At 32.0% G+C, this 25,083-nt stretch carries 12 protein-coding genes; 2 read left to right on the plus strand and 10 right to left on the minus strand.

Annotated elements, in window-relative coordinates; genetic code table 11:
- Positions 1–10: 10 nt before the first annotated feature.
- From C7448_RS14620 to C7448_RS14645, 6 genes are read right to left on the minus strand one after another with little or no spacing between them, the layout of a single operon-like run.
- Positions 11–1,363: a PKD domain-containing protein gene (locus C7448_RS14620; protein ID WP_115902153.1), complete on the minus strand. Its 1,353-nt coding sequence runs from the start codon at positions 1,361–1,363 to the stop codon at positions 11–13.
- A complete protein-coding gene (locus C7448_RS14625) occupies positions 1,363–6,315 on the minus strand; it encodes a SprB repeat-containing protein (RefSeq protein WP_115902154.1) in 4,953 nt (1,650 codons plus the stop codon). The genes C7448_RS14620 and C7448_RS14625 overlap by 1 nt, the downstream gene beginning before the upstream one ends.
- 6 nt (positions 6,316–6,321) lie before the next feature.
- Complete coding sequence (locus tag C7448_RS14630; RefSeq protein ID WP_115902155.1) at positions 6,322–7,635, minus strand: hypothetical protein; 1,314 nt, start codon at positions 7,633–7,635, stop codon at positions 6,322–6,324.
- Positions 7,636–7,652: 17 nt separating this feature from the next.
- Positions 7,653–8,996, minus strand: a complete 1,344-nt coding sequence (locus tag C7448_RS14635; protein ID WP_147300551.1) for a hypothetical protein — start codon at positions 8,994–8,996, stop codon at positions 7,653–7,655.
- Positions 8,997–9,004: 8 nt separating this feature from the next.
- Positions 9,005–11,101 carry a fibronectin type III domain-containing protein gene (locus C7448_RS14640; protein ID WP_115902157.1) on the minus strand — a complete coding sequence of 699 codons (2,097 nt, stop codon included), beginning with the start codon at positions 11,099–11,101 and terminating at the stop codon, positions 9,005–9,007.
- Positions 11,101–15,816, minus strand: coding sequence for a hypothetical protein (locus C7448_RS14645; RefSeq protein ID WP_115902158.1), 4,716 nt, complete (start codon positions 15,814–15,816; stop codon positions 11,101–11,103). The genes C7448_RS14640 and C7448_RS14645 overlap by 1 nt, the downstream gene beginning before the upstream one ends.
- A 170-nt stretch (positions 15,817–15,986) precedes the next feature.
- Here C7448_RS14645 and C7448_RS14650 point away from each other — a divergent pair, with 170 nt between their 5' ends.
- Together C7448_RS14650 and C7448_RS14655 are read left to right on the plus strand one after the other, a co-directional pair.
- Positions 15,987–18,329, plus strand: a complete 2,343-nt coding sequence (locus C7448_RS14650; RefSeq protein WP_211321926.1) for an FdhF/YdeP family oxidoreductase — start codon at positions 15,987–15,989, stop codon at positions 18,327–18,329.
- Between the two features lie 54 nt (positions 18,330–18,383).
- Positions 18,384–18,743, plus strand: coding sequence for a hypothetical protein (locus C7448_RS14655; protein WP_115902160.1), 360 nt, complete (start codon positions 18,384–18,386; stop codon positions 18,741–18,743).
- 67 nt (positions 18,744–18,810) lie between these two features.
- On the opposite strand, the gene C7448_RS14660 is transcribed toward C7448_RS14655, so the two are convergent.
- The 4 genes from C7448_RS14660 to C7448_RS14675 all read right to left on the minus strand — a co-directional run bounded on the left by C7448_RS14660 (position 18,811) and on the right by C7448_RS14675 (position 24,964).
- Complete coding sequence (locus tag C7448_RS14660) at positions 18,811–20,775, minus strand: DUF4114 domain-containing protein (RefSeq protein WP_115902161.1); 1,965 nt, start codon at positions 20,773–20,775, stop codon at positions 18,811–18,813.
- A 100-nt stretch (positions 20,776–20,875) separates the two neighbouring features.
- Positions 20,876–22,198, minus strand: coding sequence for a glycosyltransferase family 2 protein (locus C7448_RS14665; protein ID WP_211321927.1), 1,323 nt, complete (start codon positions 22,196–22,198; stop codon positions 20,876–20,878).
- The gene (locus C7448_RS14670; RefSeq protein ID WP_115902162.1) at positions 22,195–23,568 is read right to left on the minus strand and encodes a TackOD1 domain-containing metal-binding protein; all 1,374 of its coding nucleotides are present in this window, start codon (positions 23,566–23,568) and stop codon (positions 22,195–22,197) included. Before C7448_RS14670 ends, C7448_RS14665 begins: the two co-directional genes overlap by 4 nt.
- Positions 23,569–23,599: 31 nt before the next feature.
- Positions 23,600–24,964, minus strand: a complete 1,365-nt coding sequence (locus C7448_RS14675; protein ID WP_211321928.1) for a nucleotide sugar dehydrogenase — start codon at positions 24,962–24,964, stop codon at positions 23,600–23,602.
- Positions 24,965–25,083 lie beyond the last annotated feature (119 nt).

The following is a 25,083-nucleotide window of genomic DNA, read 5'->3' on the forward strand; positions in this document are numbered from 1 at the left end:
CTGCTTTTTCTTATTTAGCTTCTTTTTGAACTTTTATATCAACTACTACGTGTGAGTTTGTACCGTCTTTTACAAACTGCTTTATTTTTATCGCTCCTTTTCGGTTATCTGACGTTTTAAAAGGTATAACTCTTGGTGTTATCCTATTGTCAAACTCTTTTAATCCTTCATTGGTTTCATCCATTGTTAATCCTGCTAGTAACTCGTCATTAGTCATACTATTAAAATCTGCTACCGACAATGAAGTACTACAACTACACGATTCCTGTTTATTTATCAATTGGGTTGTTTGTGCAGTAGGAATAGAAGAAAAAGCTACGGTTGAAGCTTGATCTGGGCTTACAAATTTATTGTATGAAAAAGATTCATTTAATCCGAAAAAAACAAGATCTATATCCTTTCCTGTCTCATTAGTAACTTCGCTCTTCGTATATACTTTTCTTGTTTTGGTTGAAAAAAAAGCTCCAATAGCATTCTCTTTATGAGCTGTGTTAATTCCTAATTTTACATTTTCTAAACTTCTTAAGTTGGTGTTTTCATATACAGTTATTGCTTTTGAAAATACTTTCTCTTGTTTTCCATTACTTGCTTTTAGCTGTAATGTATGAGTTCCTGGTGTTTGAATTTCTATTTCTGGATTTACTGCTGAACTATTTGTTATATTGACTCCTTTAAAAGTCCAATTATAACTGGTTGCACTTACACTTTTATTAATTAATGTAACTTTTACCGGAACTTGATAGTCATCATCTTCAAAAGCTACTGCATATTTAAAATCAGCTGTTAGATAAGGTGCAACTTCTATTGTTTTTTCCTGAGTATAACTTTCCTCTCCATTACCAACTTTTAACCTTATTGTATGTTCTCCTGAAGTAGTAAAAACTACATTTTGTGGATGCTCTTCTGTTGATGTTTCGGGGATACCGCCTTCAAAAAACCACTCAAAAGAAGTCGCTCCTTTGGTTTGATTGGTAATATTTACTTCAACTGGTGAGTAATTATTTTCTAACACTTCTACATCAAAATCAATAAGAACTGTTGGTTTAACTGTTACTTTTTGAGTTTTCACATCTATACTACCATCTCTGTTAGATGCTTCTAGAGTAATTGTATATTCTCCTTCTTTTTTATACCTTATTATTCCTGGATTCTTACTTGACGAACTACTAGGTTCTCCTCCTTCAAATGTCCAGTTATAAGTATCTGCACCCTCTGTATCATTGAAGATTTTTACTTTTACAGGCACAGTATAATCTTGATTAACTATTTCTGTACTGAAATCAACAATTACAGGTAAGGCTACTTCATTTACACAAGCACATATACCTAATAGCGTTATTATAAAAAATAAACTCTTTCTCATTACTCAACAATTACTTTTTGTATTCTCTTTGCTTTTGGAGTTTCTAATAACAATACATATACCCCTGCTGATACATTCATATCGTACAATACTTCATATTCTTTTTGCCCTTTTAGTAGTTTATCTGCTACAACTGAATTTGCTCCTAAACTAAAAAGACGTAAAGAAATTTCTGACTCTTTTTCTAATTCTATATCTACTGTAAACTTACCTTTGTTAGGATTTGAATACACTGTAAACTCTTTTACAAATGGATTTATAGTCTCTCCAATGTCTGTTAAATCTCTTGCCTTTAAAACATTTACTGTTTTAGTTGCTACTTTTTTGCAATTTCCTTCATTTGAAATTAGAGATATATCATAATTTCCTGGAGCTGGAAAACGTAAAACCAAACCTTCATCAGTTTTTTGTACTATGGTTACATTTGAAGGAATACTCCACTCAACTTTTTCGCTTATAGGATTAGACACATTAATTAATATAATATCCTCACCCACAAAAGCTTGCGAGGTCATTATCAATTGTGCATCTATAAGTGTATTTGATTTATGTATTGCGATTTCTTTAGATACCTTACAACCATCATTAGTCGTAATAGTTAATGTATAAGTTCCTTCTTCAGATAGTAATACCACACTTTCATTGCTTGTAAAACCATTTGTTGAAGTCCACATATATTCTGATACTCCAATCATAGTTACATCATATTCTATTGTTTCACCGTAGCAAAGAGTTACTTCACTAGGAACTACATCAAACATGACTTCTTCTGCATTTTTAACTGAAACTTCTTTCTTTGTTTGACAGCCCTTTTGGTCAGTAACTGTAACTATATACGTCCCAGCACATAATCCAGTTACGTTACTTCCTGTTTGTCCAGTATTCCATGTTACATTATATGGAGCCATACCTCCTTCAATACTTAAGTCTATTTCTCCTGTACAACTATCATAACAAACAACATCTTTTACAGTTTCTGTAATAGTTAACGAACTCGCTTTATCTACTGTAAAACTTCCTGTAGTTTGACAACCATTTGCATCAGTAACTAAAACGAAATAACTTCCTGCTACTACAGTAATTTCTGCTGTTGTTTCACCTGAACTCCATGAATAAGAATATGGTGGTGTTCCTCCTTCAACATTTAAACTTATTACTCCGTCATCATTACCAGAACAAGCTACATTTGAAACATCACCTGTAACTTCTAGTACATCAGGCTGTACTACTGTGAAAATTTCACTAGTATCCTCTATCCCTTTTAAATCGGTTACTTTTACAAAATACTTTCCTGTGGGTAAATTATAAATAACTTGAGAGTTTCCGATACTATTTCCTGTTACAGCATTAAACCATACATAACTATTTCCACCCACACCTCCTGTAGCTACTGCTTTTAACACTGCCGATATGTCTCCATTACATTTAATCGTTTCAACTTGTTCAATTGCAACTATTAATGGATCTGGTTCATCCAAGTTATAAACTTCATTTAACTCACAGCCCTTGGCATCTACTACTGTTAAATAATATTTTCCTGTAGGTATATTATTTATTGATGTAGTATTACTTACACTATTGGTCGCTTCATCTTTCCATTCATATGTAAACGGTGCTACTCCACCTTCAATATCTACTGATATACTTCCATCTGACAACCCTGCTCCGCTAGGTTCTTCAAAAGTTGTTACTAATACTCTGTATATACTCGGTTGCCTTATGGTAATTACTTCTTGTAATTCACATCCATTTCCATCTTTTACAGTTACAGTATAAACTCCTGCTGATAAAGTAGTAACATCTTCAATTGTTTCACCATTACTCCATTCGTAAGTATACACTCCTGTACCTCCAGTAACAGAAATATCAATGCTTCCATCATTACCATTGTAACAGGTTACTTCTGTTTTTGTGAAAGTGATTGCAAGAGGTGGATTTTCTGTTAACTCTTGTTCTTTGTAAGTTGTATTTCCATTAGAGTCGGTAACTACCAATCTATATGTTCCCACTAAAGCTGTTAAAGAAGTTTCTGTAGCTATAACTTTGGTTAAATCACTACTACTATACCATTGATAGTTATAGTCTTCACCTGATAATACATATCCTCCAATTACTGTTGAACCAATCGTTCCTGTTTCTCCATTACAAGCTATTGGTTTTGTAACTGCTAAGTTTAGTTCTAATTTGTCAGGTTGAATAAGTGTAAATTCTTTTTCTACTGAACAGTTATTAGCGTCAAGAATGGTCATAACATAAGTAGCTGCGTCCAATCCTGTTGGATTACTTAGATTACTGATAACTGTTGTATTTCCTTTTACTCTTAATTCATAGGTATAAGGGGCAGTTCCTCCTGACACTTCTTCAATGTTAATTTCTCCGTTTGCCGTTTCAAAACCAGTCAAGTTTTTTTGAGAATCTGTAACTATAGTTAAAGGTGCAGCTGGTTGATTTATTGTAATTGTTCTTTCTATTGGTGGATTTGGACAGTTATTGGTATCTGTAATTACCACTTTATACTCTCCGGCACTAAGATTTAATATGCTTTTTTCTGTTCCTATTACAGTACTATTTCCAACTTTATACCATTTATAAATGTAAGTATCTGTACCTCCAATTACATCTACATCTATACTTCCTGTTGATTCTCCGTAACAAGAAACGTGATTTACAGTTACCTTATTAATTTCAACTTTGGCTGGATCTACTACAATACCTTCACTATACGATTTTATATTATTACTATCTGTTATTTCTACACCATAATCTCCTGCTGGTAAACTTCCAATAGTATTATTAGTAGCCCCCGAAATAAATACTTTTTCTCCACTACTATCTACTTCATACCAGTGATATGTATAAGGAGAAATTCCTCCCTTAACAGCAACTTCCAATTTACCATCGGTATCTCCATTACAATACAACTCTCCATCACTTGGAATAGTTATAGTTCCTATAAGTTCACCAGGTTGTGTAAGTATTTGATATAATTCATCTGTACATCCGTTTGCATCCGTTACCAATACTCTGTATGTACCATCTCCTAAATTTGAAATATTTTGAGAAGCTCCTACTTTATTATCAGCTTCATTAAACCATTGATATGAATAAGGTAAAGTTCCTCCTGATGTAGAAATATTGATACTTCCATCCTCACTTCCAAAAGCTAATGGCTCTTGGTGACTTACATAAGAAACACTCAAACTTTCCGAAGGTTCAGTTACATTATATGTTTTTTCTAAAGTACAGTCATTTGCATCCGTTACAGTTACCATATATGAACCTATTGACAACCCTGACAAATCTCTTGTAGTAGCTCCGTTTGACCATCCATACGTATAAGGTGATGTTCCTCCATTGACTGCTAAAACTATGGCCCCATCATTACCTCCTTTACAGGAAACATTTTTTATTGTTTTCCCTACTGACAATGGTGCTGCTGGCTGTGAAATGATTATGCTTTCTGAATCTTTAGTTTCTACAGGACTACTATTATAAATTACTGACACATTTACTCTGTATTCTCCTGCTGGTAAATTATCTATTATAGAAGCTGTTCCTGATATTGGAACCCATGAAGTGCCCGCTTTTTTTTCCCATTTATAAGTATAAGTTGAACTAGCTCCACCTGAAACATTAGCGTCAACGCTTCCTGTTGCATCACCAAAACACTTTACATCTGTTATAATAGGATCAATTTTTAATTGGTCAGGCTCTGTTAATGTGATATCAAGATCATTTGTACATCCATTGGTATCGGTTACAATTACATTATAAGTTCCTGCTCTTAAATTTGAAATATTTTGAGAAGTTCCTACTTTAACTCCCCCTTCATTATACCATTCGTAAGATGTGTATGGTAAAGTTCCTCCTGAAACTAAAATATTGATAAAACCATTACTTGCTCCATAAGATGTTGGATTACCATCACTTTCTTTTTGTATATTAATTCCTGTTGCTGGTTGTATAACTTTTTGGATAGTTACTGGCGTTTTACATCCATTTTTATCTTCTATTTGAATTGTATACGTTTTTGCTGATAAATTATTTATTGTTTTACTTGTATTAAATCCACTTGTTAATAAATTACCATCTAAGCGTACCTTGTATGGTGGTGTCCCTCCAACTGGAATAACGCTGATTGTACCTTCGTTTTTACCAAAACATTTTACAGGTGTTGATGAAATATTAGCTGAAGGTAATTGTAACGTTTCTGGTTGGTTTAATGTTACTTCAGACTTTTTACTGATATAAGCATCGCTAACTTTTACAATATATTTTTGAGATGGTGTACTAATCCTTAAGCCTGAAAATGTTACCGTTTGGTTTGTTGTACTTGAATATGTTACCTTTTTAGATGCTAAAACTGTGTTACTTCCCTTTTTAAATAACTCAACAGTATACATCCCATTCGTAGGAGATACTCCTCCTTTTATAAAAGCAGAAACCATTCCTTCTTCCCCATTACATTTTATATGGTTAGCCGATGTATTTATAGTTAAAGCTTTAGGGTTTGTTAGTGTAACCGTTTTTATAACCCTATTACATTCATTACCTGAATCTTTATACTTATCGTCTCTTAATTCAACTTTATAAACACCGAAACTCAATTTATCTACAAGTTCCTGACCTTCAGATATGGTTATTATTCCATCTGCTGATTTTGAAGTTAAATCTATTAACGTCCCATTTTTATACACTAAATAAGTATAATTTTTATTAGACCACCCTCCAGAAGGTATAATTTGAATTTCTCCTGTACTAGTATTGTGTTCCTTGATTTCTTGTACTACATCTAAAGTTAACTTTAAATCTGCTTCAGGACCGTCAATAGCAACACTTAAAGCTTTGTCATTAGGTTCTTGAGACCATACATACCCACCTAACAATAAAAACACAGCTAGTACTAATAGCTTTTTTAGCTTCACAATATTTAATAAACTATTTTTTTTCATACAACTTTATTTTGCTAAACAACCTTCGTTGTCTTTTACTTTTATTTTATAATCTCCTTTTCCTAATCCACTTATTACTGTAGTGGTTCCTGAAAAACTTGTCCAATCTCTTTCTATAGTCTCGGTGGTTCCATCTACTTTATATACTATGTAGAAATATGATCTTCCTGTTTCTCCACTAGTAACTTCTACTTGGATTTTACCATCATCTGACTTAAAACAACTTTCATCATTTACCCTTTTAGCTGTAAAATCGACATTTGTTGCTTTCTCGATAGTAAAATTAGGGGTCTTGACAAGCTTATCCCAAAAAACTGAATCTGAGGTATCTGGTTTTTGTGGAGTATCTGTCTCATTCAAAGTTTGATATCTGAAATAGTAGGTACCTGCATCTATATTTACTGGCCATTTAAACCCATAAAGACTTCCTCCTCCAAGATCTTCTAATACTATTATTTTTGAATCTGTAGTACTAAGTTGTTTTGTACTGTATTGACTTACTAGTATATCTCCGTTGCTATCTTTCTTAAATAAAGTGACTGCTAACTGTTCTGAGGGATCAATATCTCTACCTATTTTTAAAGATATATTACCATCTTTAAAATAAGAACATGATGTATTGGTTTGGTTATAATATCCTTTAAATGGTGGTGAACAACCTATAACCGTATAAGTTATTGGAGCTACATATTTACCGCTAGCTTTATGCCCTGTTCTAAAGTGAATTTTTCTTTTTTCCGAATCGACAGGCAATTCATTTATAATAATGCTCTCTTTATCGTAAATATCTCCTATGTTAATATTTATTGTAGGGGTAGCACTCGATAAAACTTTCCATTCTAATGCAGTATTATCTTTATTTCCTATAAGATACTCCCAATCATACCCTCCCGTTAATTCTACTTTTGTTAGTGGGCATATTGGATCTACATTGTTTGTTCCTACGATATGAAGAGGGTATAAATTATATACATAATTACAATTAGACATATAAAGGCCTGCTGCAATTATCCCATAATTAAAATCGCTCTTTAGTATTGTTTCACTTGGCTGTGAGTAATCACATTCCATATAATCATTTTGGTTAACATCAACATAAACTTCGGAAAAGCCATGTGGTATCGTTATAAAATCAAAATAAGTATTACCTATAGTTGAGGAAGTTGCTGGATATTTAACTTGTTCTATTCTACCAACATCAGAATTCATCTCTAATTCTCCAGTGATAGGATAATTATTATAACTATTAATAACTTCTGTAGTAACTAAATAAGCATACTCTGGTGTCTGCCCAAAAACATTAACAGTAGAAAAAACCATGATTATAAACTGTAATATTATTCTTTTGCCATACATTTTTTACTATCTCTTATTTTTATTTTATACGTTCCTTTTCCTAACCCTCCTATAACTACTTCTTTTACATTTTTATTAGAAGGATTAAAAGGAATCCAATTATAACTTTCATTCAATTCATATTCATACCCCTCTCCTGTTCCTCCACTAACATTATAAATCCTTATTTTACCATCACCTGATTTAAAACAGTTTTCATCACTAAACCTTACAGCTTCAAATGTGACATTTGTTGCTTTTTGAATTGTAAAATTTGGTGTTTTTACTAATGTATACCAAAATGGATCTGTTGCTTTTGGCTTAGATGGTGTAGTTGCTTTACTCAATACTTGATACCTAAAATAATAAGTTCCTGCATCAATATATACTGGCCAGTTAAAACCAAAAAAAACTCCTCCTAAATTTTCGAATACCAAAACTGTTGGGTCTGTAGAATCTAATTGCTTGGTGCTGTATTGATTTATTAATATATCTCCGTTGCTATCTTTTTTAAATAAAGTTGCAACTAATTGTTCTGTAGAGTTTATATTATTACTTAGCTTTACGCCTATCTTACCGTCTGATTTATAAGAACATGATGTATTACTTAAGTTATAATATGATTCAAAATCTGGTGAACACTCTGTTAATGTTATTGTATATTTTTGAATAGAATAAACTACCTCATTTGTAAATGGAGCTGTAAACTTAAATCTCAACTGTAAATTACCGTTGAACTTACTTCTCCAACTGTTTCCAAAAACATCTAATAAACTTACATTTAGCGGATACCTATTTTTATAACTGGGTATTTCTTTCCATCCAGTTGTACTATAATACTCCCATATTAAGCCCGTTACATTATGATCTTGTCCGTCAGAATATTGTTTAAATAAATTATCTCGTTCACATCTTCTATCTGCTGGAGTAGTTATTTTAGGTAGTAAAACAACGGAATAACTAATAGGAAAACAATTAGAAATACATTCTATTGGATCTGCTCCTACGTATTTATTATAAAATGAATCAAAATGAATAAATTCTTTTCCAAACTCTACCCCGTCACAATATTCAGAATAATGCCCACAAGGTCCACCACATCCATAACTTGGATCATCATTGTAACCTTGGCGATAATCTACAGTTACATTAATACTATTTGAGTTTATCTCATATTTATCCTGATAATGAGATATATAATATGATGACCTATAATCCCCAATTCTACAGTCATTACCTGAAGGAGTATTATTAACAGGTTTTTTCAATAACACATACAATTCAGATTGAGAAAACCCCAAACAATAAAATGATAAAAAAGTAAGTAATAGTAATTTTCTTTTCATAGGCAATTTTAATATTTTACTTCTATTTTTTTTATCTGCCCTAAGCTACCATCAACAAATACTGGACGTAATATATAAGTGTATATATTATTTGGTTTTACATTTTCATCCACTACTCTATTCGTACTTGGTAAAACATTTCTTAACAAGGATACTTTTTCATCTTTTTTTCCTTTGTAAATCATTACCTCTACAATAGCTTCTTTATTTACAGTTTTCCAAAACAGCTCTATAAAAGAGTTATCTCTATCTACATAACTTCCTAAGTTTTTCAATCCTTTTAATAAAGTAAACCTTGGCACTTCAATAGTGGTGTATTTTGTATTTATAGACTGTAAATCACTTTCATCAACAGCCTTAATTAAATACTGGTAAGCTGTATTTCCTTCTACATTGGTATCCTTCCAATCTGTATATTCAATGTGCAAGGTATCTTTTGGTAGCGTAGCAATTAAATTCCATTTTATACTATCTCTAACTCGTCTATACACCTCATGTTTTGCTATATCATTACTCTGACTATTAGCCCAAGTTAAATTTACCGTCTCTTTTTCAACATTGTATGATGTTATTACTGGTGGTGCTGGCGGAATAAAGTCTGGTTTTTTTAATATTAAAACATCTGAATATTCAGACATATTATATCTCTTATCTACCGCTACAATTTTATAATATACTTTATTGTTCAAACTTTTTACTGAAACACTATCGTAAAAAGTTGTAGCATGATGCGGACTAACTGTAATTTGTGAAAACTCTTCTTTAGCATTATTTCCTTTGAAAACTCGATACCCCAACATATCTGGTTCTATATTTTTTTTCCATTTTAGGGTAACCACTCCTAAACTATCTACCTCTCCCTCTAAACCTACTGGTTTTACTGGAGGAATAGAATCCACTGGTTGCACTAATACAGGATACGATGTTCTACTATTTCCTTGCTTACCTATAGCGGTAATCGTAAAATAATTTGTAGCATCTAGCTTATCATATTGAACTTTTCTTGTTTTTGTGGAAATATTTCTTACTACAGTTTCGTATTGTCCATTCGCTTTATTACTTTTATTTAATTCAAAGCCTTTTATAAAACCAACACCTTCCTCTAAAAACTTCCATTCTAAAACAACACTTTTATTGTTATTTACAATTTTTTTGCTTGAAATTTTGGGTACATAAGGCAAAACTTTCACCCCTTTTCCTGAAATAATATCTGAAGGTGGGCTTAACTCTCCAAAAGGAGTTCTCCCTTTTACCCTATAATAATAAGTTTTATTATTTTGAATAGAGTCTGTGTAGTAAATTCTCTTAGTATCTACTCTACCACCACTATTTAATGTTGTGTAGGGTAGCTTATTAAGTTCATTAAAGTTTATTCCATCTTCTGAACGCTCTATGAAATAACTATTAAACTCGTTTTTATGGATTGCATAGTTCCAGTTTAACATTACCTTTTGATCATCAAAAATAGCTGCTAAATCTAACGGTTTGGGTAAATCTTGATAATCTTGAAGCCCTACAAAAACTCCTCCATCTTTAATTTTCATTTCTTCTTTCGGTACTAAAGAAAAAACCTTATAAACATATTTTTCTGTAGACTTTACCTTTACATCTTCAAATCCTAGTCCTGCTAATTTTGCTACTTCAAAATCCTGATCAGCCACATACAATGCCCAAGTAAATCGTTGTTCTTGCTCTTGAGACATATTTATAATTCCTTGTAAAGAACCAACTCCTTCTACATCAAAACTTTCTCCAAATAACGATTGAGCCATAATAGCTGCATTGTTATTTTTCTCTATTATGTTAATCCACTTTTGTGGTTCTGCTGGCTTAAAAATTCCTAAGTCTTTTTCTATTGGTTTCGATAATGTTTGTCCACTAATACTTATAGTATACCGTTTTAATCTATACCCATACTTTGCTAATTTCCTAAACGACATTGGAGTTGTTGCTCCCCATCTCAACATAATTTTATGACTACTGTGGGGTCTTGCTAATACTTTAATGGTATTCTTGTTTACTTCTTTAGCTTGTGAAAAAGCTACTGAAGTTGAGAACACAAAAATTAATAGTACTATTATATTTCTTTTCTTAATAAATAGCATTAAAAAGGATTTTTATATTTAAATACTGTACTTGTTCCTAATACTCCTCCTGGCATTACATATTGCATTTTAACCTTGTATTTACCAGACCATATCGCAGGGAATACTCCATTAATAATATAATTATACTTCTGAATTTTCGATGCATATTCAGTAGGATTGTTTAAGTATTTATTAACTACTTTATATTGAATATCCATAAAGTCTCTCTTATAATGATAAGGCAAATTATATCTATAAGGAATTCGTTTGCTTAATAATGAAAATGTAGGGTTATTTCTTAAATATGGTACATACCAAGTTAAGATATCAATTCCCTTTTTAGGTGGAATACCTAAATCTTTTACATCTCTGTCTACTGTAAATTCAGGTTCTAGAGGATATTTTTCATAAATTAACTGATAAATTCTATCTTCATAATAATTATCATCAAGAACTGCTTCTGCTTCAATTAAAGGTTGTTTACCTGAGTATTTACCTCCTTCTAATTCAATTCTATCAAATCTTTCAGATTCTCTTACATCTGTTTGAATAGCGTGTACATCAGAATAAATAGGCTCTAAATAGTGTTTTACTACTCGTTTATCATCAATTTTCTTAGCAAACGTATTGTATTCACTTGTTGAAAAGTCATAAGTCAATAACTCTGTCAGTGCCTCATCATTAACAACGTTCTGTACCTCTTTATTTTTGACTTCTATCGTATTATCTTCGTAACCAGTATCTTGTTTTGTATAAGAAATAGCATTTTCCGAACCTCCTTCTGCATCTGGTGAACTTACCAACTTCAATGTATATTTCTTTTGATTATTAAACCTTCCAAGCTTAAAGTTTACTTGTCTATCTCCTCTATTATAAGAAACTGTATTTACAAAATTATGTCCTTCTTCGTTACTATACACGACCTTTTGTTTCCAATTTGTTTCAGGCGCAAACAAGTAAGGTTGTCCTCTCTTTAATTTCACATAACCAGTTGTACTTTCATTTTGATAAAAGTACTTCTGATCTATTACAGGGTAAGTATAATCTATATTCTCAACTGGAATATAATCTGGTGCTACTCCAGTAGTAAAAGTTCTTTCTTCTATTTCTTGAGCTTTTTTACCATTGTACATCAATGTAATCCAACTTCCAGATTTGAATTCTTGAAAGCTAACCGCAACTTTTACCTGAATGACCTTTTGTGGAGGTAAAACATCAAAAGAAACAAAATTCACGACATCTTGTGATTCATTCCATTCTAATTCTCCATCAATTATCTTTCCCTCACTCTTTACAGTAAATTCATCTAGCAAAATTCTATAAGTCTTTACTCCTTTATCATCTTCGAGCTCAAAAGATTTGTTTATTTTCATGTTAAATGCTGACTGTGGTGCTGTAAAAACATCTACCTCTGTAGCATCATTATCGGGAGTTACTCCTGAAATAATTTTCATACCTCCTAGTGGTGCGCCACCAATAATTTCACATTCCTCTCCTAACTCAATTTTAAACCTAAAACGCCCTCTAATCATACCTCCAAGTACACTAAAATGACCTCCAACATACCCTCTAAACCAGCTAGGATTTGGTAGTTTTGCTTGTAATAATACTGCTGCTCCAGCTTTTACTATTGGTATTCTTGCCTTGTAAAACCATAAATTAACTCGTATTCCTAGCTCTCCTTCTAAATACGCGTAAGCTTGTCCGTTTGCATACCAGCCATCAATTCCTATCTGTCCACTTCCTTTACAAGCAGTTTCTCCATAATCTTTAATCATGATATCAAATCCTAATCCTGCTCTAAATCGGGCATAAAACATTAAGAAATTCATGTTTCCAGTATCTAGACTAAAGTCCATACCAATAGCAAAACCTCTACCATCTCCTAATGCATTTAAATCTCTCATATAGTCCAGACTATTTAGGTCTACTCCTAAAATGTCAGCCACGGCTTGTGGTGGTGGTGGACTTCCTGGTATTTTATCTCCAATCATTAAATAGGTTGTTGCCTTTACATTAAATCCTCCTATTCCAACTCTAAGCCCTATACGATCTTTTGGAGTTCCCATATGTAAATACCAACCCTCTGGACCTGTATGAAAAACTGCCCAACCAGCTCTACCTCTATCTCCAACACCGCTAAAAAAGTTCCCTGGTGTGTTTACATATACTTCCATTTCGCTATGAAAAGAATTATTCACAAAATCCATTTCCATAGAAAAATGAGCATCAATTCCTACATCAAAAGTTAATCCGTCCTGAGGAAACGAAACTTTACTATACTCTACTAAATTTGTCTCTTTCAAACTTTTAACCAGCTTATTATCTGCTAAATCATTGATTTTATTTTCAAGGTTGTTTAGTTTTTCTTTGAATTTATCTGCAAACTCCAATTTATAACCTTTCATGATATGAGCTTCTCCAAAGAAAAATATCCTATTCAAACCTCCATGAGTATTGAATGCCATTTCAAAACCAACCTTTCCATTAAAAGCTCCTTCATTAGCTAAAGCAAATCCTAACATCGCTCTGAATCCTAGACCTGAGTTAGCATCAGGAACATAGTCCATCCCCGAAGGAGGTTTTGGAGTCTTAACTGGCACAGGGTTTCCTTCATCATCCAGTTGTCCTTGGTACACTAATTTAGGCGGATTAGATGTCTTTTTCATATGGTAATAAGCACCACCTCCAAAACCGTTAATTTCAACGGGCCCTATCATAGGTTTTGCTCTCATTGAAGATAAATCTGCATAGGCATCAACATACCAATATCTTACATCTGCCTTACCAAACCAAGCTGTTGCTTTTACATTAATGCTATTAAAATCTGCTTCTAACTCTCCGTAAAAACCATTACCGTAAACTGGGTCGTTATCTTTGATATCAACGAGTCCTTTAAACTTAACACTTCCTAAATCAGCTTCAACATTTATTCTTTGAATATCAATTCCGTCATACTTCCACCTATGCCTACCATTAGTATTTTCAAACTTTCCTTTTATTCCTAATTTTGTCCCCCCTGCAAACCCTTTACTCATCAAATTAACATCTAATGCAAAACTTAACAATGTTCTATCATCATTAGCTGTTACTCCTATTTCTGATATTGTTACTGGAAAGTTTCCAAATTTCACATCATCTTTATACCCCATGTAATCAACAGAAAAATATGGAGATTCCGTTTGCAACTGAAGATTTTCAAATGTGATGCCTTTAAAATCAACCAACTTGCTCCCATTACTGTTTTTCCCTCCAATAGTTAAACTACCATATAAATTAGCCTTGGGTCTAAATTTACCTTCTTTAACCTTAAGTGTTACACTAGAATTTGACTTCAAATGTGCTTGTGCCATCAAAACAGGAAAGTGCAAACCTTCTTTCGCTATAGGCTCTAAAGCCAAACTATACTCATCATTTCCAACATCAATTATAGCCGTATATTTAATAGCTTTTCTTATTCCTTTTATGTGTTCTGTTTCATTAATAACATCTTCATTTGTAACTTTTCCTGAAGTTGGCAAAGCTACATGCCCTCCAAAACCACCTCCTGTTATCTTGTTTGCTATAAAAGAAGCATGTAAATCAGTTACTGAAATTGGCCAGCCAGAAGCTGTTCCTTCTTCAATAGAAAAAAGATTTTCTATTGCAAAACTTCCTGTCACACCTTCTCCATCTATTAAAAATTTTTCAGCTGTAATACTTAATCTATTTTCTTCATTCCTTTTCATAAACTCCTTGGGTAGAGTTATTTTTACCTTTTCAATAGATACCCCTCTCCATAATTCTTCATTACCAGGAATTAAATACTTTTCTTTATATCCTTTTGGAAAATTAACATTATTAGAGTTTTTAAGATCGCTAAAATCAAAAACAGCATTTTTAACTTCAAAAATTAAACCTCCTTTACCCCTACCTGTTGTAGAGTTTTTATCTTTAATTTGAAATGGATGACTTAAATTTATCTCTGCAATTATATCGTTCCAGTCTGACACTACTGTTTTAAAAGAACCTTTTACTCGTGTTCTTGTGTCTTGAATAACAGTATTATTAGAGTCTAGTGGTTCTAATAAATCCCTAGAAAATAAAACATTTGCTGCGACTCCTATCTCTTTTATCCCTGAACAATCTATGGTTACATAGGTCTTATTTTCTACAATACCTGTTTTCATATTAAAGCCACCCTTCAACTCTAATAATCCTTTATTACCTTGTATCGGAATCGCAACATCTCCAAATAACGATATATTAGTATCACCATAAATTCCCCCATTATGAGATATTTTTATGTTATCTGCTCCAAAAAAAAGCTCTTGTTGCTTTCCATTAGCTCCTAGTTGACCAATTGTTAGTTTTGCAAAAAGTGTTACCTCAGTATAATCTGGATAAAATTTAGCTTTGCTAACTCCTAATATCGCTGTGTTTTTTCCTACTCTCTTTTTAACACCAACAGGCAAGCTAATCATATCATCAGAGCCTAAGACATCAACATAACTTCCTGTTCTTTCTATAGCTTCAAAAACAGAGGTAGCTCTACTTATAAGTGTATCTACCTTAAAATCAGAGTAATTATTTTTAACATAATCAAAATCAAACTCTCCTTTTGCTTTAGAAGAAAACTCAATTAATTTAGGAAGTGCTTTTTCCGACCTAGAAATACTATCTAAAGGATTATCTGTTGAAGAAAAAACTAATTGAGAAAATACAATAAAAAAGAAAAAAGTAATTTTTTTCATAAGCAATAAGGGGTTAACAATTTCATTTTAGCCGTGCAAACATATGCAGTAATTTACTGTTATCCAAAGTTGAAGAATAAAAAAATTCACATTTTTTTAACAAAAATATTCACACCCTACTTGTTCTCTTTTTTTCTTAACTTTATACCTCTAAGATTATAGAAAAAATAATGGACAACAAACCCAAAAAACAAACTGATAAACAACCTTCTGCTGAGCCTCCTTACAAACTATTAAGCTTAAGAACTGGTAAACCAAAAGATTGGGCTGCAGGAATTCCTGGAGTTACAAACGCTATAAAAAGTTTAATAAATGATAAAGCTTTAGTTAGAGGAGGAAAAGCTTTGGTTAAAATGAATCAGTTTGATGGTTTTGATTGCCCTAGTTGTGGTTGGCCTGATCCCGATGATGAACGCTCTTCCATTGCTGAGTATTGTGAAAATGGTGCAAAAGCTATAGCTGAAGAGGCTACTAGTAAAAGAATTACTGCTGATTTTTTTAAACAAAATTCTATTTATGAGCTTTCTCAATTAACTGATTATGAAATTGGACATCTAGGTAGACTTTCTGAGCCTATGTACCTCCCTAAAAATGGTACACATTATGAACCTATTAACTGGGACAATGCTTTTACAAAAATTGCTGAACACTTAAATAGGTTAGAGTCTCCAGATAATGCAGCATTTTACACTTCTGGAAGAACAAGTAATGAAGCTTCTTTTGCTTATCAACTTTTTGTACGTGAATTTGGAACAAATAATTTTCCTGATTGTTCTAATATGTGTCACGAAACCTCTGGTTTTACCCTAGCCTCAGTTACGGGTATAGGAAAAGGAACTGCTACTTTAAAAGACTTCTACGATACCGATATCATTATGATTATTGGTCAAAATCCAGGAACGAATTCTCCACGAATGTTAAGTGCCTTAGAAAAAGGAAAAAAGAATGGAGCTAAAATTATTGCTGTTAACCCTCTTCCCGAAGCTGGTTTAATGGGTTTCCGAGATCCTCAAAAAATAAGTGGTATTTTAGGAAAAGGCATCCAACTTGCCGATTTACATCTTCCTGTTAAAATTAATGGAGATTTGGCATTGTTAAAAGCTATCGAACGCTTACTATTACATTTTGAAAAAGAAACCCCAGGTAAAGTTTTTGATCAAGAATTTATCAAAAAGAAAACAGTTGGTTATGAAAAATTAATTAAGCAAATTGAAAATTATGACATAGATAAACTAGCAAGTGCATCTGGTGTTTTAAAAGAAGATATTCAAAAAGCTGCTAAAATGCTAGCCCATAAAAACCGAATTATTATTTGCTGGGGAATGGGACTTACACAACAACCTAACGGGGTTGATATTTTAAAGGAAGTCTTAAACTTATTATTCCTAAAGGGAAGTATTGGTAAGCCTGGATCAGGTTCTTGCCCTGTACGTGGACATAGTAATGTACAAGGAAATAGAACGATGCTTATTAACCACAGTCCTTCCGTAGAGCAGCTTGATAAATTACAAGAAATTTTCGGCTTTAATCCGCCAAGAAATAATGGTTATGATGTTGTAAATACCATAAAGGCGATGAATGATGGAAAGGTTAAAGTACACTTTAGCATGGGCGGAAACTTCTTATCTGCAACTCCTGATACCACCTATACCGCAAACGGAATGAGACAACTTGATTTGTCTGTTTCTGTTTCTACTAAGTTAAACCGAACCCATTTGATTCACGGAAAAGAGGCTTTAATTTTACCTACTATTTCTAAAAGTGAAATTGACATGGTTAACGATGAGCATCAGTATACAAGTGCTGAAAATGCAATGGGAATTGTAGAGTGGTCTAAAGGAGTATTAAAGCCTATATCTAACAAACTTATCAACGAAACACATATTGTGTGTCGTATGGCAAAAGCTACTTTAGGAAACAAAAGTGTTGTTGATTGGGATCGTTATACGAATAGTTATGATGCTGTGAGAGATGATATTGAAAAATGTATTCCTGGTTTTGACAACTACAATGTTCGTGTAAAACAAAAAGGCGGATTTTACTTACCTAATGCGGCACGTGAAGGAAACTTTAAGACAAAAGAGTTTGGAGACCGTGTTCCTTTTTCTATAACAACATTACCCGAAAACAGATTAGCTGATGATGAATATCTAATGGCTACTGTCAGAACACACGATCAATTCAATACTACTATTTATGGATTAGATGATCGCTATCGCGGAATTTATAATGAACGTCGTGTAATTTTTATGAACAAAAAAGATATTAAAAAAGCAGGACTTACATCTGGTGATAAGGTAGATTTATACAATTATGATAATGATACAGAGCGTATCGCTCCGCTATTTATTATTGTTGAGTATCCCATTCCTGAGAAAAATACAGTTACCTATTTCCCTGAAACTAATGTGTTGGTATCAATTCACAATACCGTAAAAGGAAGTAATATGCCTGCTTCAAAGCATATTAAAATTAAAATCAAAAAACACAACCCAGCTCTTCTTGCTCAATAAAAGCCGTTACTTATTATAAACTATCTTATTTTTGCTTCCATATTTGAAGATTAAATGACAGTAGAAGATTTAGTAGGAGTATACAATATTATCGGTAGTAATCAAGATGAAAGTGAAAACACCTATAAAGGAACTCTTTCTTTAACTCTTGATAAAAACAATAGAATTGTTGCCAAATGGCTTATTAATAATGAACAAGAACAGTTTGGAACAGGTTTCTTTAAAAGCAATATTCTTATTATTAATTTTAATTACACTAGTGATCATAACACTGTTTACAAAGGTGTTGCTGTATACTCTTGTCTTTCTAAAAATATTTTAGATGGATTTTGGTCCGAAAAACACGGAAATCCTTTATTTCTTGGAGAAGAACGTTGTTTTAGAGTACAGAATCAAACCGAACTAATCAATTAATTAATAACCTTTTAAAAAGAGCCAATATAATTTAAACAAAAATATATTGGCTTTCAATAACTTAAACCTATATCTGGTTAAACTCTGAAGTATCGATAGCGCTTGGGTTTGATGCTGAAATTTCAAATATTGCATCATTAAAATCATTATCTCCATTAGGAACTGATATGTCTTCAAAGGCTATTACTGTAGAATTACAAGTTTTATCAAAAAAAATAATACTTTGTTGTCTTCCACTTAAATTAAAATCAATATTCGTATACTGAGAATAATAACCATCTGTGATAAAACCATTTACCCAGCCATTTGCTATTAAAAAAAAGCCTACTACTGTTCCTGGTTCAAAAGTACCAAGTAAACGCATTGTATTACCTTTTATCAACTCTCCTCCAGATCCTTCCGCTGAAGCATTTGGAAATATTACTATTTTATCTAATTGATCCTCACTTGTAGGTGTCTCACCTTCTTTATAGGTATAATAACCTAATACATTTTTATAACCTGCTCCTTCATCTACAAAGGTCAAATATAATTCTGTTTCTTCTTTTACAACTATATTTTTTACTCGGTTTGAAAAATACTCAGGGTGGACTTCCATGGCGTTCTGACGTTCAGGGAGTATATTTGCATAAATATTGGATAGTAAAGAACTACATACTTCTTTATCCTCTTCTAACCCATCTGGCTTGCCATTAGTGGTATATGTTGTAATGGTTTTATATTCGTCTTTTATTCTTTTTCTTAAAATTTTAAAACCTCCATTACCTTTGGCTACAAAAACCCATTCTCCATCTGCAATAATATAGTTCGCTGAAGCTCCTTCTTCTGCTAAATCCCAATAAAAAATTGGTTGAATATCTTCACCAATGCTTGTTGGATGTGGTGATATTGAAATACCATCTGAACCATTTGCTGTGTACACATAATCATTATCTGTACTTACTCCATTTGTATTTCCTACGACTAAAAAACTCCCTTTAGATTCGTTGATTATTGCTCCATTTGTAACATCTACTAGTGCAACTCCTTCTTTTCCTTTTGCAATATATACTTGGTCACTATTTATAGGGGAAAATTCCATTGTAGATTTCCCTCTGTATGCTTCTGCCACATTTTGATGAAAAATTTCTCCAATATCATATGTAGTAGAATTTAGCCCTTCCTTTACTGTATTAACTCTTAATTGCGCATCATCTCCAGTAACTAGGCTTACTATTTTTGAATTGTCTGAAGTACCATTTACAGCGATATATTTTGCATCACTGTAAACTTCTTTATCTATTGCAAATAAGTCATCTTTATTCAACTGAACAGTACCTCCATAAGTTTTTCCTGAAGTTATGTATAAATAACTATCGGTAATTGCTATTCCATTTGCAGATGCTGAAACCCCATCTTTTAAAATATTGGATAGATTTACTCTTTGGTAATTTTCTGTAAATAATCCATTATTTGTTTCTAACTCAAACAATTGTGCGCCATGTGTTGCATCTGACATTGCTAACCATACTTTTCTTGATGATGAATCTCCTTCAAAATCTGAGGTAATTGCATTGATATCAGAATTTAAAAATGTTGCTTGACTCATAATTTCCGGAAAATTCGGATTGGATAAATCGAGTATTTCTACCGCTCCTAAATGCTCATTTCCTTGTCTATGATAACTCACATAGGCTTTAGTATCTAATAACGTAATGTGTGTTGCGCTTAGCGTTTTACCTTCTACTACTAACGGAGCTACTTCTGCTACATGCTCCCAATAATACATTTCTTGTGTTCCATTAACTCCTCCTGTTCGGCTAGCAAATTTTTGACCTGTTACACCGCTAACTATTGATTTAATAGTTGCTGTTCTATTTATATAACTAATTCTAGAAGATAGGGAATTTCTATAATTGTTTAATGTATATGGGTTTTCTGTTACTGTTTCTTCTATTGCTTCGACATTATCAATAATATCATCTTCTATTTTTGATTGACAACCAACGAAGATGCCAACCAGTATAATTGCTAAAATTCTTAGTTTTTCCATTTTTTATTTGTTTTAATTATACTGTAAATTTATTTTTTCATCCCCTATTATCGCTCTTTTTTCGATTAATTGCGGGTAACTATAGGTTAATGATAACCACCTACAATCCAGCTCTTTTAGCTTGTATTGAAGATTTATATGGATTCCAAGGATCTTCGAAAGATCGCTTGAAAAAGAATTCTTTATAATAAGCTATAGTTCTTACTATTCTTAAATAAGTTCCCGTATAAATAGTCATTAAAATTACATATGGCCACAAATATTTTTCTTCTTCTCTTCTTTCTGAAAAAATGTAAATACTAAGCATTTGCACATATGACATTACAAAATATAAAGTGAAATTCATTGGAATAATAAACTTTAAAGAACTGTTGTAATTAACAATGATATCTATAATGTAAACCCACCACATAATGTCTAAAATAACATTATAGAATACGTTTTCTGCTAGTGAAAAAAAAGTGGAGCAATTAAAGTTTGCCGTTGGAAGGTACACGTCTTTGTGCTTACGAACTCTAAAACGGATAATAGATTTATCCCATCGTAAACGTTGTTTTGTTAATACTTTAAATTTTGAAGGCGCATTGGTTAAACAAATTGCTTTTTCTTGAAAATACACTTTATAGCCAGATTTTCTAATCTTCACTGTAATATCTCCATCCAGTCCTGGGCCTATGTCCCATCCACCAATATTATCTATTACATCTTTTCTAAAGGCTCCGAATGCTCCTGAAATAATTTTATATATTCCTAGGTAAGAAGTAATTATTCTACCTACTGATACTGTTTTTAAATACTCTATTGCTTGTAATTTAGCACATAAACTTTCTTTGTAGTTTCTCACTTTTACATTTCCTCCTACTGCAGCAATTTTATCATTTACAAAAAAAGGTAATAATACTTGTTCTATTGCATCACTATCAAAAGAGCAATCGGCATCTAAATGCACAATATATTTCCCCTTACTAAAACGCAATGCTAAATTTGCTGCTGATGCTTTCCCTCCTCGCATCTCATTTCTTATAAACATATCAATAAGCCCTAAACGTTCAAGGTTTTTACCTATAATAGGAGTATCATCATCTGAACCATCATCAACAATAATTAATTCGAAGTTTTTAAACGTTTGTTCTGCCAATGATTTGGTTAATTTATATAAGTGTTTCCCTTCATTTTTTCCTGGAATAATTACTGACACAAAGGGGTTTTCTTGAAAGAGTTTTCTTTTGGCTTCTTCAAACTTTTTGGCTCTTTTTTTTCCTGTTATAAAAAAGATAAATGCAATAATATAATCTATAATAATATAGCGTGTAAACTCAAAGATTACAAAATACCAAAAGACCCTTATAAATTTTGGCAACCCAACCACAAACCAGTAGTTTACATACTCTGGAACTAAATTATGTAGGCTTAAAAACATCATTCGAAATAAGTGTTTGAGTTATCGGTTCCTGAAATTTTATGAATCTCTATTTTTATTTCTTGCTTCGTATCACTCAAGTTATCTGACAGTAGTTTAGATAAATTGTACTGTATGTTTTCTAATCTTTCTAATTGGCTTTCTTTAGTTTCTGGCAATAAAATATAGTAACTATTAAAGTTTTCTGCCGATAACATATCTGAAGTTTTTAAATACGATTGTATTATTGAACTTATTTCTTTAGTTAAGTTTAATTTTAAATCGGCGTTTAACACTTCTAGTTGTTTGTTTTCAAATGTTATTTTCGTCAAATAACTATCTCCTTGTGTTACTTCTATTCTCTTTATTTCCTGATTTACTATAATTTTAAAAAGATTAGTATTCATACTTCCTACAGAAATAGTTTCTGATTGTGGTTGACTTGTATTTTCTTGATCAAATAATATTTGTTCTCCTATTTCTGTTATTTTATAACTTCCTATTGCTTTTTCTAGAAGTTCCTCTAAATTGTTTTCTGTTTCACAATCTAAACACAAAGCTTTCATATTTGCATTTTGAAATTCGTGATTGCAAGTATTACATGAATAAATCGATGAAGGTTTATCATAATCAATTCCAATATGTCTAAGATTTTTATCACATTTCGGACATGCCAAACCGTCTTCAGCTTTAAAATCTCTTTCTGGAGCAACATGGGCACAAACAAAATGGTGGACCATATCGTTTGCTATTATGTCTATAGAATCACACTTTGGGCAACATTCTCTAAAGTTTAAATAGTTTCCTGAGCAACTTTTACAAAGGTGTACATAGTCTTTTAGACTTACAGATAAACTATTTTCTTTTACTGCTTTCTCTAAGTTTCTTAATAATGATATTGCTTCATTTTTTTTATAGAATAATGAAATAAAAGGAAATTTATATCCTATATAACTTTCTCTACTTGCCATAGGTGTTAAAACTTTATTTCTGGAATAAGAAAAAGCCATTGTTTTTAACTGAATAAGCTTTTCATGAGAAATTGCCTTGGGCTGTGTTAGGTTTTTTATTCTCTTTTTTATGGTTATTACTCTTTGTATATAAGAAGATATCATGTTTAGCTCTACGTCACCATCGGTATGAATCGTAGTTTCTTTAGGTAACTTGTAAATGCTATTTACAAACAATGGTGACAGGCCAACTTGAATATTTTTGTGTGTTCTTATACTATAAATTATATCATTTGCATTCGTAACTGCATCCGTATCGATAATAAAACCATCTAAATATGCTAACTCTTCGTTTTGTAACTCACTAGTATGTGAAACCAACAAGAATGAATAACCATCTTGTAAGATTCTTCTCGAATTTGATTTCTTTAAAACATTTAGCATGGTTTCTACTTTTTACGTTTTGCTTTATAGGTTACAATGACATATACACTTCGCTTGGAAATTTGTCTTTTTTATCTCCTTTAACATCAAAAATTATTGTTTCTTTATTTCCATTTTTCAAATAATCGTAGTATGCTAAATGCTTGTAATCTTCATGATCAACTGCCAAGATTATTGCATCAAATTCTTCTGATGTTGTGTTGTTAATAGTAAGTCCATATCTTCTTTTTACTTCTTTTGAATCTACCATATAATCTTGCACTACTACTTTATATCCTCTTTTTTGAAGTTCTAAACACATTTCTGCTGTTTTTGAATTTCTTATATCATTTACATTTTCTTTAAAAGCTATTCCTTTCACTAAAACAGAAACATCGTTCTTTAAAAACCTTTTTTCATATAACTTTCTTTCAACTTGTAATACAATATGATTTATCATACTTTCATTTACCTCTCTAACCTGCTCTAATAGCCTAGGTGTACACCTTACTTCTTTTGCTTTATGAATTAAATAATACGGATCTACCCCTATACAGTGCCCTCCTACTAACCCTGGAAAGTAATTGTGAAAATTCCACTTAGTTCCCGCAGCTTGTAGTACATCTTTTGTGTTAATTTCTAGTGCATTAAAAATTTGGGATAGCTCGTTCATCAAACCAATATTTACATCTCTTTGAATGTTCTCTACTACTTTTGCTGCTTCAGCTACCTTAATTGCTGGAGCCTTATGCACACCTGCTGTTACTACCTCTTCATACACTTTTGCTACAGTTTCCAAAGATTCATTTGTACTTGCCGATACAATCTTTTTAATTTTTGTAAAAGTGTGTTGAGTATCTCCTGGGTTTATTCTTTCTGGTGAATATCCTACGGTAAAATCTTCATTAAATTTTAGTCTTGAAATCCTTTCTAATATTGGTACACATACCTCTTCTGTACATCCTGGAAATACTGTTGATTCAAAAACTACACAATCTCCTTTCTTTAAATATTTAGCTATCATAGCTGTTGCTGATTTTAACGGTGTTAAATTTGGCTTTTTTAAATCATCTATTGGAGTTGGCACTGCCACGATATAAAATTTAGCTTCTTTTAAAATATCATCATTTGATGTAAAACTTATATCTTTTCCTTTAAACTCTTCTGAGGGTAGTTCTTCACATGGATCTTTGTGTTGTATTAATTGTAGAACTTTATCATCATTTACATCAAAACCTATTACCTTAAATTTTGATGCCATATGAACTGCTAAAGGTAAACCTACATACCCTAACCCTACAACTGCTACATTTTCTTTTTTCTCTAAAAGATTATTAAACAACTGACTTTTTTTGTACGCTAATTTTGGAAACTGATTTTCAACTTGTAATCTGTTTGTTTTTAATGCTGTGCTCATTTTATTTATTTTTTGTTAATTAATTATACCGCTAAATTATATTGGATTTAAGGTTATTAAAGCTGTTATTGGTTTATTAAAAACTTTCTGTAGATGAAAAAACAATAACTATAGATAAA

Source organism: Tenacibaculum gallaicum, from assembly GCF_003387615.1.
Classification (GTDB): Bacteria; Bacteroidota; Bacteroidia; order Flavobacteriales; family Flavobacteriaceae; genus Polaribacter; species Polaribacter gallaicus.

Bases quoted from the DNA above. Each gene is read 5' to 3' on its own strand.
- C7448_RS14650 (WP_211321926.1), top strand. From the start codon at position 15,987: ATGGACAACAAACCCAAAAAACAAACTGATAAACAACCTTCTGCTGAG.
- C7448_RS14625 (WP_115902154.1), bottom strand. From the start codon at position 6,315: ATGAAAAAAAATAGTTTATTAAATATTGTGAAGCTAAAAAAGCTATTA.
- C7448_RS14655 (WP_115902160.1), top strand. From the start codon at position 18,384: ATGACAGTAGAAGATTTAGTAGGAGTATACAATATTATCGGTAGTAAT.
- C7448_RS14670 (WP_115902162.1), bottom strand. From the start codon at position 23,568: ATGCTAAATGTTTTAAAGAAATCAAATTCGAGAAGAATCTTACAAGAT.
- C7448_RS14640 (WP_115902157.1), bottom strand. From the start codon at position 11,101: ATGCTATTTATTAAGAAAAGAAATATAATAGTACTATTAATTTTTGTG.
- C7448_RS14645 (WP_115902158.1), bottom strand. From the start codon at position 15,816: ATGAAAAAAATTACTTTTTTCTTTTTTATTGTATTTTCTCAATTAGTT.
- C7448_RS14665 (WP_211321927.1), bottom strand. From the start codon at position 22,198: ATGATGTTTTTAAGCCTACATAATTTAGTTCCAGAGTATGTAAACTAC.
- C7448_RS14675 (WP_211321928.1), bottom strand. From the start codon at position 24,964: ATGAGCACAGCATTAAAAACAAACAGATTACAAGTTGAAAATCAGTTT.
- C7448_RS14660 (WP_115902161.1), bottom strand. From the start codon at position 20,775: ATGGAAAAACTAAGAATTTTAGCAATTATACTGGTTGGCATCTTCGTT.
- C7448_RS14635 (WP_147300551.1), bottom strand. From the start codon at position 8,996: ATGAAAAGAAAATTACTATTACTTACTTTTTTATCATTTTATTGTTTG.
- C7448_RS14630 (WP_115902155.1), bottom strand. From the start codon at position 7,635: ATGGTTTTTTCTACTGTTAATGTTTTTGGGCAGACACCAGAGTATGCT.
- C7448_RS14620 (WP_115902153.1), bottom strand. From the start codon at position 1,363: ATGAGAAAGAGTTTATTTTTTATAATAACGCTATTAGGTATATGTGCT.